Origin of the sequence: Bordetella hinzii LMG 13501 (assembly GCF_001548475.1) — a bacterium.
Lineage (GTDB): Bacteria > Pseudomonadota > Gammaproteobacteria > Burkholderiales > Burkholderiaceae_B > Bordetella > Bordetella hinzii.
In genome coordinates, this window is sequence record NZ_LRUJ01000010.1 from 75,275 (window position 1) to 90,771 (window position 15,497).

Consider the following 15,497-nt stretch of genomic DNA (forward strand, 5'->3'; position numbering starts at 1 on the left):
TGCCGCAATAGACTTTAGACCTTGATAGTTTAGGCTTGAAATATATACCGCAAACGGCGGGCCGCGCCAATGGGGAAACTCCCCGGGCGCAAAATTGGGGACGATCAGTCCCCGGCAGCCTGCTGGCGGGGGACGCCGGGCAGCGCGACGCGGTCGCGGCCGTCGTGCTTGGCGAGGTAGAGCGCCTGATCGGCGCGGCTCAAGGTGTCAGACAGCGTCTCTCCCACCAGGTGGTCGGCCATGCCCACGCTGACCGTCAGCCGCAGGGTTTCGCCGCCCACGGCGATGGACAGGGCGCGGACCGCGCCCACCACCCGGTCCATGGCCAGCTGGCCGGCGGCCAGATCGGTCTCGGGCAGCAGCAGCAGGAACTCCTCGCCGCCCCAGCGGCCGCAATGGTCGCTGGCGCGCATGCTCTGCTGCAACACCCCGGCCAGCTCCACCAGCACGCGGTCGCCCGCCTCGTGGCCATAGCGGTCGTTGACCGACTTGAAATGGTCCACGTCCAGCATGGCGACCAGGAAAGCCTTGCCGCTGGCATCCGAACGCTGGACCTCCAGGCGGATGATGTCCATGAGCGCGCGCCGATTGAGCAGGCCGGTCAAGGGATCGCGCCGCGAGGTTTCTTCCAGTGTGCGGTTGAGGTCCCGCATCATGCTCTGGTAGTGATCGGAGATGCGCGCGATACGCGCCAGCCGCTGCAGCTGCCGGTCGAAACGCTCGTACAGGCCCTGCTCGCGCCGCAAGGCCATGGACTGATAGGCGTCGGAGATCTGCGTGATCCGCTCGATGCGGGCCATGTGCTCATTGGCCTGCAGCCAAAGCGTCTCCAGGGCTGCCCGCAGGGGATGGCCCTCATAGGCCGGGTCCGCCAACAAATCGGCAATACGCCGGTCCAGGTCGGACTTGGCGGCCATTACGTCCGCCCGACGACCGAGAAGGGGAAGGTGCAGTCTTCCTTGAACTCTTCGGCCAGCTCTCCCACCCGTTCGTTGCGCATATCGTAGTACCAGGTGACCGCCACGTCGCGGCCCTTCTGGTGGAAGGCTTCCAGGATGTCGAAGATGTCCATGATGGACTTAATGCTGCTGGTATTCAGGTACAGCAGTTCGAGCTCCAGGCGCAGGGGCTGGCTGCCGCCGGACAGGAAGTTCTCCACCCATTCGATCACAGGGCCGAACAGTTCGAAGGAGTTTTCCGGATAGGAGTCCCCGCCCATGAACAGCAGCCCCGCGCTGCTGTCCGTGCGGATGGCAGGCGTGGACTGCGTCCCGGCAATATTCAAATCACTACTCATTGATCGCTCCAAAATTGCTTGCGAGGGCGCTTGCACGGGCTCAGATCTCCACGCTGAGGCTGAAGAAATCCCAGCCCGCCTGGGCGCTGGGGCTCAGGCTGGCCCGCAACGGCGCTCCGGCGCGCCGCGCGATGTCTATCAGCCCCAGGCCCGCGCCGCTGGCCGCGCCGGGATCGCGCGGCCTGTGCAGCTGCGTCTTGTAGGCCGCCTTCAGGGCGGCCTTGTCCAGCGTCGCCAGCTCGGAAATCCGCCGCACCAGCACCTGCCCGTCCTCGGATTTGACGAGATTGCCCGCCGACACCTCGTAGCGGTTCTCGCCGCCGCGGCCGATGACCACCGTGGCGCGCGCCTCGGTCGACCCATGGGCCGCCGCATACTGGCGGATGTTCTGCACCATCTCGATATAGACCGAGAACACGTCCATGGCCTCCGCGGGCCGGGCGTGCTCGGCGTTCAGGTAGTTCTTGAGCGCATTGCCGATCTCTTCGATCAAGCTGCGGGAGATCGGGCCGTTGAAGCACAGGAGCACCCGGTTCTTGTCGAACCGCTCACCCAGCGCGTAGAGATCGGCAGCGTTCATGCAATACCCCAAGAAAAATTCAATCGAAGCGGAAAGACAGCAAGGTGATGTCGTCTCGCTGCGGCAGCTCGCCCTGGTATTCGGCCAGGGCCTGGGAAAACGCCTGGGCCTGCTCCTCCATGGAGCGCCGCGCATGGCGTTTGAGCATGGCCGCGAAACGGGTATTGCCAAAACCGAACCCGAACTCGCCGCCGGCCTGGTCCAGGAAACCATCGGTCACCAGGTAATACGTCCAGCCTGCCTGCAGCGGCAGCTCGATGTTCTCGTACTCGCCCATGCGCTTGTCGCCCAGGGCCCGGCGCCCGCCGTGCACCTCGCGCGCGTCTTCGCCATTGCTGGCATACAGGGAAATCTTCGCGCCGGAATAAACGAGCCGGCGCTTCTCGCGGTCAATATATACCAGGCCGGCGTCCGTGTTCGTCGCCAGGGCGCGCGGCAGCTGCGCATCGGCCAGCATCGCGCGGATGGCGCTGTCAGTGCGCCTGAGGATGCCGGCCGGGTCGCGCGGGCCGATTTCGGTCATGGCCAGGTCGATGGCCGCGCGCGCCAGCATGGTCATCAGCGCGCCCGGCACGCCATGGCCGGCGCAGTCCATGATGCCCAGCAGGCAATTCGCGCCGTCGGAGCGGAACACATAGAAGTCGCCCCCGACCACATCGCGCGGCTTCCAGAGCACGAAATGGTGCGCCCCCAGCGACTGGGTCATCTGGCGATCCGGCAGGATGGCGCGCTGGATCAGGCTGGCATAATCGATCGAATCGTCGATTTTCTTGCGGGCCGCGGCCATGGCGCGGTTGGCGGACTCCAATTCGGAGGTGCGCTCGCGCACCTTGCTCTCCAGTTCGGCGGTGTGCTTGCGGACCTTGTCGGCCATCACGCCGAAGGCGCGGCTCAGGTCGCCGATTTCATCCTGCCCGCCCGGCGGCAGGCGCACATCGTAGCTGCCATCGGCGATGGCGCGGGCCGATTGCTGCAGGCGGTGCAGCGGACGCAGCATCAGGCGCTCGATGGCAAAGCCGAAACACAGCACCAGGGCGACGAACAGCAGCACCAGGCCGATGGCGCCCGGCCACAGCCAGCCCGGATCCACCACCCGGGCCGCGCCGAAATCGACCAGCGTCACCACATGCCAGCGCAGCTCGGGCATATAGGCCACGGCCACCAGCTGGCGGGCGCCGTCCACCATGGCCCAGGTCATGGCCACGGCGCTGGCGTCTTCCCGGGCCTGACGCATCGCCGCCTCGAGATTGCCGCGGCTGTCGCCGGCGTCCAGGAGACTGAACACCAGGCCGCGCTCCTTGGCCTGCCCCTGGGCGCCGGAGTTGTAGGCGATGCGCGTGGCGTCTTTATAGGCCTGGATGGCGCCCTGCTCGTCGACAATGACCGGCGTGACGCCCGCCCGGCCGCTGTCGACGAACTCGCGCAGGAATCCCCCCACGTCCAGGCCGGTGCCGCTCAGGCCCAGCACTTGGTCGCCGTCGCGGATCTGCACATTGATCCAGACCTTGGTCGCCTTGAGCTTGATATCCGGATTGACATTGATGTTGTAGCGCTCGGGCGATTTGAGCGAGGCATAGAACCAGCCGTCCTCGGCGTCGTCCCGGCTCAGGGTGTAGCGCGGCTTGCCAGGGTGCTCGGCGGTGTCGCTGAAGTAATAGTTGCCGCTGGCCGCGCTGGCGATGAAATAGACATGGCCCATGAAATCGCGCCGATAGCCTTCGGCCTCGCGGAAGAAGAGCTCACGCGCGTCGGGGTCGTTTTCATGGCGCAGCCAGCGCCGCGTCACCTCGCTGTTGGCCAGGCGGATGGACAGCGCCATCTCGCGCGAGACCGGCGCCAGGATGCGCTGGCGGCTGAGCTGCGTGAAATTCTCCGCGAACGCGCGGCCGAAATGGTCTCGCACACCATCAAACACCAACCACGCAATCAAGATCGCCGGCGCCAGCATGACGATGCATGCCAACAGCAGCGCCATGAAGGACTTCTTGCGCAAACCCCACTTCGCCATACCTTCTCCCCAGCGGCCGGAACATCTTGCCACGACGGGGACCGCCGGCCGGGCCTGCCTGACTCCCCACTCTTGTTTCGCGATTGCGCTTGTGCCGCGTCGCGAAAGGCGCCGCTAGTGTAGATGCCAGCAAGGGGGTTGGAAACATCCGCACACGCCCGGCTTCTACTATGTCAACTTGTTGCGCAAGAAGGCGTTAGCGTCTGATATTTATTGCCGTAAATATCGAAAAATTCCGATCTGTCGCGCCTGCCGGCGGCGGCGCCCCCAAAGGACTAGACGCCCAGATAGCGCTCCCACAAGCCGCGGTCGTCGTCCAGGGCCGCCGAATCGCCGCTCCAGACCACCTTGCCCCGCTCCAGGATGACATGGCGGTCGGCCAGCGCCAGCAAGCGCTCGACATATTTATCGATCACCAGGATGGTCTGGCCCGCGGTGCGCAAGCGGGCCAGGCACTGCCAGATTTCTTCGCGTATCCTGGGCGCCAGCCCTTCGGTGGCCTCGTCCAGGATGAGCAGGCGCGGGTTGGTCACCAGCGCCCGGCCGATGGCCAGCATCTGCTGTTCGCCGCCCGACAATTGGTTGCCCATATTGCCGGCGCGTTCGGCCAGGCGGGGGAAGAGCTCAAAGACCCGCTCCGGCGTCCAGGGCTGGCCGATGTCGGGATTGCGCCGGTCGGCAAAGGCCGTCAGGTGTTCGCGCACGGTCAGGTTGGGAAAGCACTGCCGGCCTTCGGGCACCAGGGCCAGCCCGCTGCGCGCGATGCGGTCCGGGCTCCAGCCGCCGATGCCGCGTCCGGCGAATTCAATGCTGCCGGCCCGCAGGGGCAATTGGCCGAACAGCGTGCGCAGCAAGGTCGTCTTGCCCATGCCGTTGCGGCCCAGCAGCGTCACCACCTGGCCGGCGCCGATCTCCAGATCCACGCCAAACAGCACCTGGCTGGCGCCATAGCCGCTGACCGCTCCCTTGATGCTCAGCATGTCTTCTCCCGGGCATGTTCGCCATCGTCGCCGAGATAGGCCTGGCGCACATCGGGATTGGCGCGGATTTCCTCGGGCGTGCCGGTGGCGATCACCCGCCCGTACACCAGCACCGAAATCCGGTCGGCCAGGCGGAACACCGCCTGCATATCGTGTTCGACCAACAGCATGGCGGCCTGCCCGCGCAGCGATTCGATCAGTTCGGTCAGGCGCAGGGTTTCGTCCGGCCCCATGCCCGCCATGGGCTCGTCCAGCAGCAGCACGCGAGGCTTGGCGGCCAGGGCCAAGGCGAACTCCAGCTTGCGCTGTTCGCCATGCGGCAAGGTGCCGGCCTGGCGGTCCAGCAGGCTGGCATCGATGGCGCACTGGCGCGCGAGCTCCCGCGCGGCGTCATAGAGCGCGGTTTCCGAGGCGCGGGGACGCCAGAAACGGAAACTGCTGCCGGCATGCGCCTGCACCGCGAGCAGCAGATTGTCCATCACCGTGAAGCCGCGGAAGATGTTGGTGATCTGGTAGGAACGCGACAGCCCGCTGGCCACTCTCTGGTGGGCCGACAGGCGCGACACGTCGGTCTGGCCCACCATCAGCCTGCCCGCGTCGGCGGCCAGCGTGCCCGACAGCAGATGGATGAGCGTGGACTTGCCCGCGCCGTTGGGGCCGATCAGGGCGTGGATCTCTCCCGGCGCCAGGGTGAGGCTGACGTGGTCGGTGGCCAGCAGCGCGCCGAAACGGCGCACCAGCCCGGTGGCATGCAGCGCCGGCGTGGTGTGCGGGGTCATGATTGCGCCTTCGGAGAACGGCCGCCGAACCAGGGCGCGGCCAGGCCGGCCAGCCCGCGCGGCGCGCCCAGCACCACGGCCAGCAGCAACAGGCCCAGGGGCAGGTGCCAATACTCGGTCCATTGCCGCAAGGCCTCTTCGAGCACCAGCATGACAGTGGCGCCGGCCACGCCGCCATAGCGCAGGCCGATGCCGCCCACCAGCACCATGATGAGCAGGTTGGCCGATTGGGTCCAGTGCATCAGGCTGGGCGAGATGAAAAGGTTGTGGTTGGCCAGCAGCGCGCCGGCCAGCCCGGCGGCCGCGCCGCTCAGCACGAAGGCGGTGAGCTTGATACGGTAGACGGGGTAGCCCAGGGCCTCCATCCGCGATTCGTTTTCGCGCACGCCCTGCAGGGCCGCGCCGTAGCGCGACGCCACCAGCCGGTTGAAGAGGAACATCGCCGCCACCAGGATGGCCAGGACCAGGTAGTAGAAAACCACGTCATTGGCCAGGTCCAGCCCCGGCAGGGTCGAATAGCCCGCGAGGTTGAGCCCGTCCTCGCCGCCGTACTGCCGCAGCGAGATGAAGATGTAGTAGACCATCTGCGCGAAGGCCAGCGTGATCATGATGAAGTACACACCGCGGGTTCGCAGCGAAATCGCGCCTATCACCCAGGCCAGCGCGGCGGCCAGCAGCATGGCCGCCGGCCACACGATGAGCGCCGCCATCACGCCCGAGGCGCCCAGGATGCCCACGGCATAGGCGCCGGCCCCGAAGAAAGCCGCGTGGCCCAGGGCCACCATGCCGCCATAGCCCAGCACGAGGTTCAGGCTGGTGGCCGCCAGCGCGTAGATCAGCACGCGCCGCACAAAAGAGATATAGAAATCCAGCCCCAGCGCCGGCGCGGCCAGCGGAAAAGCCACCAGCGCGGCCAGCAGGATCAAGGTGAAGACCAGGCTTTTGCTCATGGTCAGCCCCGCGCCGGAAACAGGCCCGACGGGCGGAACACCAGGATGGCCGCCATCAGGACGTAGATCAGGATGGCCGCAAGGGTCGGGCCGACGCTGGAGGCCACCGCCGGCGAGAACACCTGGCGCAGCAGCATGGGCAGGAAGGCGCGCCCGGCCGTATCCACCATGCCCACCAGCAGCGCGCCCACGAAGGCGCCGCGTATGGAGCCGATGCCGCCGATGACAATGCAGACCAGCACGAGGATGAGGATCTCCTCGCCCATTCCGACCTGCACGGCCGTCACCGGCCCCAACAGGGCGCCGGCCACCGCGGCCAGCATGGCTCCCAGCGTGAAGACGCCCAGGAACAGCACCGGCACGCGCACGCCCATGAGCGTGGCCATCTGGCGATTGGAGGCGCCGGCGCGCACCAGCACGCCGGCCCGGGTCCGCGTGACGAACCAATACAGGCCGGCGGCGGCGGCCAGGCCGAAGATGATGATCATCAGGCGATAGGCCGGATACAGGAGATCGGGCAGCAGGCGCACGGGGCCGGACAGGGCGGCGGGCATGTTGAGCATGACGGGCGCCGGCCCCCAGATCATCTTGACGAGGTCATTGGCGATCAGGATGACCGCGTACGTGCCCAGGACCTGGGCCAGGTGATCGCGCACGGCGAGCCGGCGGATGAGCACCAGCTCCAAGAGCGCGCCCACCGCGCCCGTGGCGATGGCCGCCACCAGGACGGCGGCGGCGAAGGAGCCCGTGCGCTGCATGGTCTCGGCGGCGACATAGGCCCCGGCCATATAGAGCGAACCATGGGCGAGGTTCATGATGTCCATGATCCCGAACACCAGCGTCAGCCCCGCCGCGATCAAAAACAACATCAACCCGAACTGGAGACCATTGAGCAACTGCTCGACGACCAGCGTAAACGTCATGAACCTTTCCCCGTGTGCCGCGGGCGGCGGCCGCGCCGCCCGCGTTCATCCCCGCGATGGGATTACAGCTTGCACTCGCCGACGTAGACGTCCTGGTACTTGTCGAAGACCTTGCCCACGAGCTTGTTGGTGATGCGGCCGCTGCCGTCCTTGTCGACCACGCGCACGTAGTACGACTGGATGGGATAGTGGTTCTTGCCGTAGGTGAAAGGCCCGCGCACCGAGGAGAAATCGGCCTTCTGCAGCGCGGCCACCACGGCGTCGCGGTCGCTGGCCTTGCCGCCCGATTGCTTGACGGCGGCGTCGATGGCCATGATGACGTCATAGGCCTGGGCGGCATAGACCGAAGGATAGCGGCCGTTGTATTCCTTGCGGAAGGCCTCGACGAACTGCTTGTTCTGCGCGTTGTCCAGGTCATGGGCCCATTGCGCGGTGTTGTACATGCCCAGCATGGGTTCGCCCACCGCCTGGATCACGTCCTCGTCGGCCGAGAACCCCGGGCCGATCAGCGCCGTGCCCTGCGACAGGCCCGCCGAGACGAACTGCTTGACGAAATTGATGCCCATGCCGCCGGGCAGGAAGATATACACCGCATCGGGCTTGGCGGCGCGGATCTGCGCGATCTCGGCGGCGTAGTCCAACTGGCCCAGCTTGGTATAGAGCTCATCGCTCACGGGCGTCTTGTAGCCGCGCTTGAAGCCGGTCAGGGCGTCCTTGCCGGCGGGATAGTCCGGCGCCATGATGAAGACCTTCTTGTAGCCGCGGTCGGCGGCCACCTTGCCGGCGGCCTCATGGAAGGCATCGTTCTGGTAGGACAGGCCGAACCAATAGCGGTTGCACTGGGCGCCGGCGAACTGGCTGGGGCCCGGGTTGTTCGACAGATAGGGCACCTTGGCGGCAAATAGCGCCGGCCCCACGGCCAGGGCGACATTGGAGCCGATCGGGCCCGTGAAGAAGTCGATCTTGTCGCGCTGCAGGTAGCGCGTGACGAGCTGGCGCGCCTGGTCGGGGTTGCCGCCCATGTCGGTCTGCAGGAACTCGGCCTGCTGGCCGCCCAGCTTGCCGCCAAGCTGCTTGATGGCCAGGTTGAAGCCGTCGCGCGCCTCGGCGCCCAGCGCCGCGAAGGGGCCGGAAATGTCGTTGGCGATACCGACCTTGATGGTGTCGGCCGAGGCCATGGCGGGCATCAGGACGGCGGCGGCCAGAAGAGAGGGGAGGAAACGCATGGTGGAGCTCCTTGCGCTCGCGCGCGGCAGAGATATTGTTATTTCGGCGTTCGGATGGGTTGGCGAGTGCTGCGGCAATGCCCGCGACGCCACGACGTGATCCCCGGGGCGCTCTCCAGTCGGCAATACCGGAGAAGAAACTGGCATCCGGCATAGTTTAGGTTTAAAGTATTCGGCAAAACAAGTCTAGGGTTTGCCCCAGGCCCGTCATTTTCCCAGCCCGTCTTCCCCAAGCCCGGTTACAAGCGCCGATGACCCTGCTCTACCGCAACTACGACCGCAGCGCGCTGGACGTGCAGTACAACGCACGCGCGACAGTACCCGACATCCAGGCGATACTCAAGCAGTACGCCGATGAGAGCCGCCGGGCGCGGCTCGCCGTGGCCTGCCGGGCCGACATCGCCTATGGGCCGCATGCCGACGAAACGCTGGATATCTTCCCAGCCCGCCAGGCCGATGCGCCGGTGTTTTTCTTCATACACGGCGGCTACTGGCGCGCGCTGTCCAAGGACGACTCCTGCAATATGGCGCCCGCCTTCACGGCCGCCGGCGCCACCGTCGTGGTCATGAATTACTCGCTGGCGCCGGCCGTCACGCTGGACCGCATCGTCGACCAGGCGCGCCGGGCGCTGGCCTGGGTCCACGCCCATATCGGCGAGCATGGCGGCGATCCCCGGCGCATCCACGTCTGCGGCAGCTCGGCCGGCGGCCAGCTGGTCGGCATGCTGCTGGCGCCCGGCTGGCAGGCCGCCCATGGCCTGCCCGACGACGCCATCCGCGGCGCCGCCTCGCTCTCCGGCCTCTACGACCTGCGGCCCCTGGTCCACACACACATCAACGAGTGGATGCGCATGAGCCCGGCCGACGCCGAGCGCAACAGCCCCGCCCTGCTGCCGCTGCCCGCCCGGGGCTGCCCGCTGCTCATTACCTACGGCGAAACCGAGACCGACGAATTCAAGCGCCAAAGCCGCGACTATCTCGCGCAATGGCGGGCGGCCGGCCATACCGGACGCTATGTGGACATGCCGGGCAGCAATCACTTCGATCTGGTGCTCAAGCTCAACGATCCCCGCGCCGCCCACACCCGCGCCATTCTCGAACAAATGGGCCTGGCCCCCGGGCCGGCAGCCTCCTGACATCCCGCCGAGACCACCATGACCGACACGCCCGATCTGGAAAGCCGCGCCGCGCCGGAAGACCACCACGCCCTGCGGCTCTGGCTGCGCATGCTGACCTGCTGCAATCTGATCGAATCCGAGATCCGCAGCCGGCTGCGCACCGACTTCGACACCACCCTGCCCCGCTTCGACCTGATGGCCCAGCTGCAGCGCGCACCCAAGGGCATGAAGATGGGCGAGTTGTCGCGCCACATGATGGTCACCAACGGCAATATCACCGGCATTACCGACCAGCTCGAAAAAGAAGGCCTGGTGGTGCGCACCAAGGTCGAGTCGGACCGGCGCAGTTCCGTGCTCAAGCTCACACCGCAGGGAAAGAAAACCTTCGCCCGCATGGCCCGCGCCCATGAGTCCTGGGTCAAATCCATGTTGGGCGACCTGCCCGAGGCCAGCCGCAACGCCCTGTACAAGGCGCTGGGCGAACTCAAGCTGCAGGTGGTGGCGCGCCAGGGACGGCCATAGCGGCCGGGCGGCGGGAGAGCAAAAAAGCGCATAATGCCCGGCATGATTCCGGTATCTCTTCCTGGCGGTAATTTCTATGTAACCATGGGCCTGTCCCTGGTCTGCCTGGCGACCCTGCTGACCTGGGCCGCCATGCTGGCGCGCAGCCGCGATGCGCGTCTCTGGCTGGCCGGCCATCGCCGCCTGGGGCCCGTGCTCATGGCCGTGCTGGCGGGCGTCGGGGCCGTGTTCCCGTATCAGCAGTTCAGCAACTGGGTCGAGAACCAGCGCGTGGCGCGCGCCGAGGCTGCGCGGCGCACCGTGCTGGCCCAGGCGCGCGAGCTGGCCGGCATTGCCATGCCCGCCGGCACGGAATTGCGCCTGCGCGCCGCGGACGACCCCGCGAGCTTCGACCAGGCGCGCTTTCCCGCCCCCACGCCGGTGGCCGGCGTCAAGGCCGCCCGCCTCGTCCGGCACTTCGACGCGGCCGGCGGCCCGGCCGCGTGGTCGCTGGGCTTGGCGCAGGATGAACCGGTCTCCGGCTGGACCTGCAGCCGCGGCCATATGGCCGAGTTCCAGGTGCGCCAGGGCCGGCCCGAATTCGCCAGCTGCCACCTGGCGGCGGGCAACCAGCTCGATGCGCAGCAACTGCCCCCCGGCACCTGGCTGCAAGCCATCCCCGAAGGCTGGCTGCTGCGCACCGACGGCAGCGAAGCCTTGCGGCTGGACGGCCTGGATCTGCTCAAGGCCGACGTGCGCCTGGACCCGGGCCGCCGCCGGCTGGGTTTCGAGGGCCTGCTGGCGCATGAATCAACCCTGGGCGACATGACCTATCCGGCCGGCACCCGCGTGACGCTGGCCGGCGCCAAGGTGCCGGGCGCCCAGCCCGGCGACCTGCTGTTCTCGCCCTCCCGGGGCCGCAGCGCGCGGCGCGCCGGCGGCGCCGAGATCGCGGCGGGCAAATCCGTGCTGCAGGCGCCCGACGGCGCCGTGCGGGCCGTGCTGGGCAACCGCGAGGCCGGCGTGCTGGACGTCGCCAGCGTGCGGCTCGGGCCCTGACTCACCCCGGCGCGCCAGCGGTGGGATAATACGGTTTTGACCGCCGCCCCATCCGGGCGGCCGCAACCGCCCAGCCCAGCGAGACGTACTCATGGCCGTTAATCTCCAGATTCCCTCCGAATCCGAAATCTTTCCCGTCGCCGGTGTCGAAATCGGCGTGACCGAGGCCGGCATCCGCAAGGCCAACCGCCGCGATCTCACCGTCTTCCGCCTGGCGCCGGGCGCCACCGTGGCCGGCGTGTTCACGCGCAACCGCTTCTGCGCGGCGCCGGTCCAGGTCAGCCGCGCCCACCTGGCCAAGGGCGGCCCGATCCGCGCGCTGGTCATCAATACCGGCAACGCCAATGCCGGCACGGGCGAGCCCGGCCTGAAGAACGCCTTGGACACCTGCGCCGAACTGGGCAAGCTGCTGGGCGTGCCCGCCGAGCAGGTCCTGCCCTTCTCGACCGGCGTCATCCTGGAGCCGCTGCCCATGGACCGCCTGCTGGCCGGCTTGCCCAAGGCCGTGGCCGCGCTGGGCGGCAACCAGTGGTTCAATGCCGCCCACGGCATCATGACCACCGACACCCTGCCCAAGATCTTCTCGCGCCGCGTGCAGATCGGCGGCAAGACCGTCACCCTGACCGGCATCAGCAAGGGCGCCGGCATGATCCGCCCCAATATGGCGACCATGCTGAGCTTCCTGGCCACCGACGCCGGCATCGCGCAGCCGCTGCTGGACAAGCTGGCGCTTGAACTGGCCGACCAGTCGTTCAACCGCATCACCATCGACGGCGACACGTCGACCAACGACTCCTTCATCGTCGTGGCCACCGGCCAGTCCGGCCTGCAGGTCGATGCCGCCGGCGATGCCGATTACGCCGCCCTGCGCCAGGCCCTGGCCGACGCCGCTGCCGACCTCGCGCAGAAGATCGTGCGCGACGCCGAGGGCGCCACCAAGTTCATGACCATCCGCGTCGAAGAGGCGGGCAATACCGAGGAAGCCCTCAAGGTCGCCTATGCCGTGGCCCACTCGCCGCTGGTCAAGACCGCTTTCTACGCCTCCGACCCCAACCTGGGCCGCATCCTGGCCGCCATCGGCTATGCCGGCATCGATGACCTGGACGCCAACAAGATCCGCCTCTGGCTGGACGATGTGCTGGTGGCCAAGGACGGCGGCCGCAACCCCGACTACCAGGAAGAAGACGGCCAGCGCGTCATGAAGCAGGCCGAGATCCTGGTGCGCATCGCGCTGGGCCGGGGCCAGGCCAGCGATACCGTATACACCTGCGATTTCTCGCACGAGTACGTCAGCATCAACGCCGACTACCGTTCCTGATTCGCCCCCAGAGGACGGGCACGACGCCCGTCCCGCGCGCGCCGCGCTACCCGCGCGGCGCCCGATCGCCGTCGCGTCCTTTGCAACCTCCTGGCCGGCGCCGGCGTCCTCACGAGACCGTGCTGTTAGACCGATGCCCTCCTAGGAAACGAAGTGACCGCAACTGACTTCACCCAACTGATCGCCCGCGCCGAGCGGGTGCTGGCGCAATTGGAAGCCTGGCTGCCCGCCGCGCCTCCGGAAATCGACTGGAACGCCCACGCCTTTCGCTGGCGCCGGCGCGGCTCGCGCGGCTGGCTGGACGCCGTGCGCCATGTCGCCCGCATCCAGAAAGACGACCTGCAGCATATCGAACGCCAGAAAGACATCATCGACCGCAACACGCGCCAGTTCCTCGAGAAAAAACCGGCCAACAACGTGCTGATGACCGGCGCGCGCGGCACCGGCAAAAGCTCGCTGGTCAAGGCCATGCTGGCCGCCTACGGCGACCGCGGCCTGCGCCTGATCGAGGTCGACAAGAGCGACCTGGGCGACCTGCCGGAGATCGTCGAACTGGTGGCCGCCCGCCCCGAGCGCTTCATCGTCTTCTGCGACGATCTCTCCTTCGAGGAAGGCGAGGCCGGCTACAAGGCCCTCAAGTCGGTGCTGGACGGTTCGGTGGCCGCGGGCGGCGACAACCTGCTTATCTACGCCACCTCCAACCGGCGCCACCTCATGCCGGAGTACATGAGCGAAAACCTGCAGGCCAAGCACCAGCCCGATGGTGAAATCCATCCGGGCGAGACCGTCGAGGAAAAAATCTCGCTGTCCGAGCGCTTCGGCCTCTGGCTGTCCTTCTACCCCTTCAAGCAGGACGACTATCTGGACATCGTCCATCACTGGCTGCGCGAGCTCGGCTGCCCGGCCGACCGCATCGAGGCTTCGCGCGCCGAGGCCTTGCAATGGGCGCTGGAACGCGGCTCGCGCTCCGGCCGCGTGGCCTACCAGTTCGCGCGTGATTGGGCCGCCCGCCATGTCTGACAAGATCATCGACGTCGCCGCGGGCCTCATCATGCGGCCCGACGGGCAGCTGCTGCTGGGTCAGCGGCCCGAGGGCAAGCCCTGGGCGGGCTGGTGGGAGCTGCCCGGCGGCAAGCTGGAGCCGGGCGAGACCGTGCTCCAGGCCCTGGCCCGCGAACTGCGGGAAGAAATCGGCATCACGGTCACCGAGTCGCGCCGCTGGGTGACCTATGTCCACGCCTATCCGCATACGACCGTTCGGCTGGCCTTCTGCTTTGTCACTGGCTGGACGGGCGAGCCGCGCAGCCTGGAAAACCAGCGCCTGGCGTGGGTGGATCCGCGCCAGGCCGCCCAGGTCGGCGATCTGCTGCCGGCCACGCTGCCGCCGCTGCGCTGGCTGCAGCTGCCCGTGGCCTATGGCATCAGTTCGGCGGGTTCGCCCGAAGGCATGCCGGCCTTTCTGCAGCGCCTGGACCAGGCCCTGGCCGGCGGCCTGAAGCTCGTGCAATGGCGCGAGGCGGCCTGGCCGGGCGGTCCCTCCGCCTCGCAGGCCGGTTTCGAAGCCGCGCTGGAGCGCTGCCGCCGGGCCGGCGCCCGCCTGCTGGTCAACAGCGCCCACCCGCAAGCCTGGTGGCGCCTGGCCGACGGCGTGCACTTGCGTGCCGCCGATGCCGCCAGCCTGCACAGCCGCCCGGACCTGCCCGCGGGCAGCCTGGTCGGCGTCTCGGCGCACAACCACGCGGAAATCCTTCGGGCCCGCGAGCTGGGCGCCGACTTTGCCGTCGTCGGCCCCGTGGCGGCCACCCCCAGCCACCCTGGCCAGCCGCCGTTGGGCTGGGACGGTTTCGAGGCCGCCAACCGCGATGCCGGGCTGCCGGTCTACGCGCTGGGCGGCCAATCGCCGGCCACCCTGGCGCAGGCGCAGGCGCATGGCGCGCACGGCGTGGCGGGGATACGCGGCCTGCTGGGCTGATCGCCCTGTGTCCGATCCGGAATGGGGCGGCCCTCTCGGACGTCCCGGTTTCCATGGCGATTTTCCGCTGTTTCCGAGCCATGCGCCGGGCAGACTGGGCGCTCATGAAAACACCATCCCTCGGCAAACCGCCCTATGCAATCCGCAATCCGCAATCCGCAATCCGCAATTGAATGCGTAAAGATCGCCGCCGCCTCGCTGGCCGTGGCGGGAGCGATGGGCCTGCCGTCCGCCCATGCCGCCGACGGCACCATCACGATCACCGGCGAGATCACCGACACCACCTGCAAGATCGAGAGCAAGGATCCGCCCCATGACCTGATGGTGACGCTGCCCAAGATCAGCAGCAAGACCTTGAAGAACGTCAACGACACGGCGGGCGCTACGGTCTTCGCCATCCGGATCACTGACTGCCCGGAGGATCTCAGCGGTAGCGTCAAACTCTATTTCGAACCCGGCCCGACCACGGATTACGGCACCGGCAATCTCATCGCCTACGCCGAAGCGGCGCCGGTCAACGCGGCGAGCAGCATCCCGGACCGCAGCGGCGCCACGGTATTCAACAATGTGCAGATCCAGCTGGCCAATCTCGACGGCAGCCCCATCATGCTGGGCAAATCCGTGGCGGAACAGGCCGTCCAGGGCGTGCCGTTGAGCAATGGCAGCGGGGACGCCAAGCAGGCCACGCTGCGCTATCTGGCGCGCTACATCAGGACCTCGGACAACGCCATCACGGCCGGCAAGCTGCTGACCTACGTGCAATACACCGTCGTCTATCCCTGACCG

General features: G+C 67.6%; 16 protein-coding genes. 7 read left to right on the forward strand and 9 right to left on the reverse strand.

Features of this window, described 5'->3' with window-relative positions:
* Window positions 1–104: 104 nt before the first annotated feature.
* The 9 genes from siaD to AXA74_RS09130 form a co-directional block, all read right to left on the reverse strand.
* A complete protein-coding gene (gene siaD / locus AXA74_RS09090; RefSeq protein WP_029580130.1) occupies window positions 105–917 on the reverse strand; it encodes a biofilm regulation diguanylate cyclase SiaD in 813 nt (270 codons plus the stop codon).
* A complete protein-coding gene (siaC, locus tag AXA74_RS09095) occupies window positions 917–1,297 on the reverse strand; it encodes a biofilm regulation phosphoprotein SiaC (RefSeq protein WP_029580129.1) in 381 nt (126 codons plus the stop codon). Before siaC ends, siaD begins: the two co-directional genes overlap by 1 nt.
* A gap of 40 nt (window positions 1,298–1,337) precedes the next feature.
* Window positions 1,338–1,877: a biofilm regulation protein kinase SiaB gene (siaB, locus tag AXA74_RS09100; protein ID WP_029580128.1), complete on the reverse strand. Its 540-nt coding sequence runs from the start codon at window positions 1,875–1,877 to the stop codon at window positions 1,338–1,340.
* 19 nt (window positions 1,878–1,896) lie between these two features.
* Window positions 1,897–3,885: a biofilm regulation protein phosphatase SiaA gene (gene siaA, locus AXA74_RS09105; RefSeq protein ID WP_029580127.1), complete on the reverse strand. Its 1,989-nt coding sequence runs from the start codon at window positions 3,883–3,885 to the stop codon at window positions 1,897–1,899.
* A gap of 275 nt (window positions 3,886–4,160) precedes the next feature.
* A complete protein-coding gene (locus tag AXA74_RS09110; RefSeq protein WP_032979296.1) occupies window positions 4,161–4,865 on the reverse strand; it encodes an ABC transporter ATP-binding protein in 705 nt (234 codons plus the stop codon).
* Window positions 4,859–5,644 (reverse strand): ABC transporter ATP-binding protein, encoded by a 786-nt coding sequence (locus AXA74_RS09115; protein ID WP_032979295.1) that lies wholly within the window; start codon window positions 5,642–5,644, stop codon window positions 4,859–4,861. The genes AXA74_RS09110 and AXA74_RS09115 overlap by 7 nt, the downstream gene beginning before the upstream one ends.
* Window positions 5,641–6,594: a branched-chain amino acid ABC transporter permease gene (locus tag AXA74_RS09120; protein ID WP_032957337.1), complete on the reverse strand. Its 954-nt coding sequence runs from the start codon at window positions 6,592–6,594 to the stop codon at window positions 5,641–5,643. Before AXA74_RS09120 ends, AXA74_RS09115 begins: the two co-directional genes overlap by 4 nt.
* Before the next feature lie 2 nt (window positions 6,595–6,596).
* Window positions 6,597–7,517: a branched-chain amino acid ABC transporter permease gene (locus AXA74_RS09125; protein ID WP_029580123.1), complete on the reverse strand. Its 921-nt coding sequence runs from the start codon at window positions 7,515–7,517 to the stop codon at window positions 6,597–6,599.
* Between the two features lie 62 nt (window positions 7,518–7,579).
* The gene (locus AXA74_RS09130; protein WP_029580122.1) at window positions 7,580–8,743 is read right to left on the reverse strand and encodes an ABC transporter substrate-binding protein; all 1,164 of its coding nucleotides are present in this window, start codon (window positions 8,741–8,743) and stop codon (window positions 7,580–7,582) included.
* Between the two features lie 251 nt (window positions 8,744–8,994).
* Here AXA74_RS09130 and AXA74_RS09135 point away from each other — a divergent pair, with 251 nt between their 5' ends.
* The 7 genes from AXA74_RS09135 to AXA74_RS09165 all read left to right on the forward strand — a co-directional run bounded on the left by AXA74_RS09135 (window position 8,995) and on the right by AXA74_RS09165 (window position 15,494).
* Window positions 8,995–9,879, forward strand: a complete 885-nt coding sequence (locus AXA74_RS09135; RefSeq protein WP_029580121.1) for an alpha/beta hydrolase — start codon at window positions 8,995–8,997, stop codon at window positions 9,877–9,879.
* Between the two features lie 18 nt (window positions 9,880–9,897).
* A complete protein-coding gene (locus tag AXA74_RS09140) occupies window positions 9,898–10,383 on the forward strand; it encodes a MarR family winged helix-turn-helix transcriptional regulator (protein ID WP_029580120.1) in 486 nt (161 codons plus the stop codon).
* A gap of 42 nt (window positions 10,384–10,425) precedes the next feature.
* Complete coding sequence (locus tag AXA74_RS09145; protein ID WP_029580119.1) at window positions 10,426–11,421, forward strand: hypothetical protein; 996 nt, start codon at window positions 10,426–10,428, stop codon at window positions 11,419–11,421.
* A gap of 91 nt (window positions 11,422–11,512) precedes the next feature.
* Window positions 11,513–12,739: a bifunctional glutamate N-acetyltransferase/amino-acid acetyltransferase ArgJ gene (gene argJ / locus AXA74_RS09150; RefSeq protein WP_032979294.1), complete on the forward strand. Its 1,227-nt coding sequence runs from the start codon at window positions 11,513–11,515 to the stop codon at window positions 12,737–12,739.
* Between the two features lie 153 nt (window positions 12,740–12,892).
* The gene (locus tag AXA74_RS09155; RefSeq protein ID WP_029580117.1) at window positions 12,893–13,759 is read left to right on the forward strand and encodes an ATP-binding protein; all 867 of its coding nucleotides are present in this window, start codon (window positions 12,893–12,895) and stop codon (window positions 13,757–13,759) included.
* Window positions 13,752–14,711: a Nudix family hydrolase gene (locus AXA74_RS09160; protein WP_029580116.1), complete on the forward strand. Its 960-nt coding sequence runs from the start codon at window positions 13,752–13,754 to the stop codon at window positions 14,709–14,711. The genes AXA74_RS09155 and AXA74_RS09160 overlap by 8 nt, the downstream gene beginning before the upstream one ends.
* Before the next feature lie 135 nt (window positions 14,712–14,846).
* Complete coding sequence (locus tag AXA74_RS09165; protein ID WP_081093928.1) at window positions 14,847–15,494, forward strand: fimbrial protein; 648 nt, start codon at window positions 14,847–14,849, stop codon at window positions 15,492–15,494.
* Window positions 15,495–15,497: the final 3 nt, after the last annotated feature.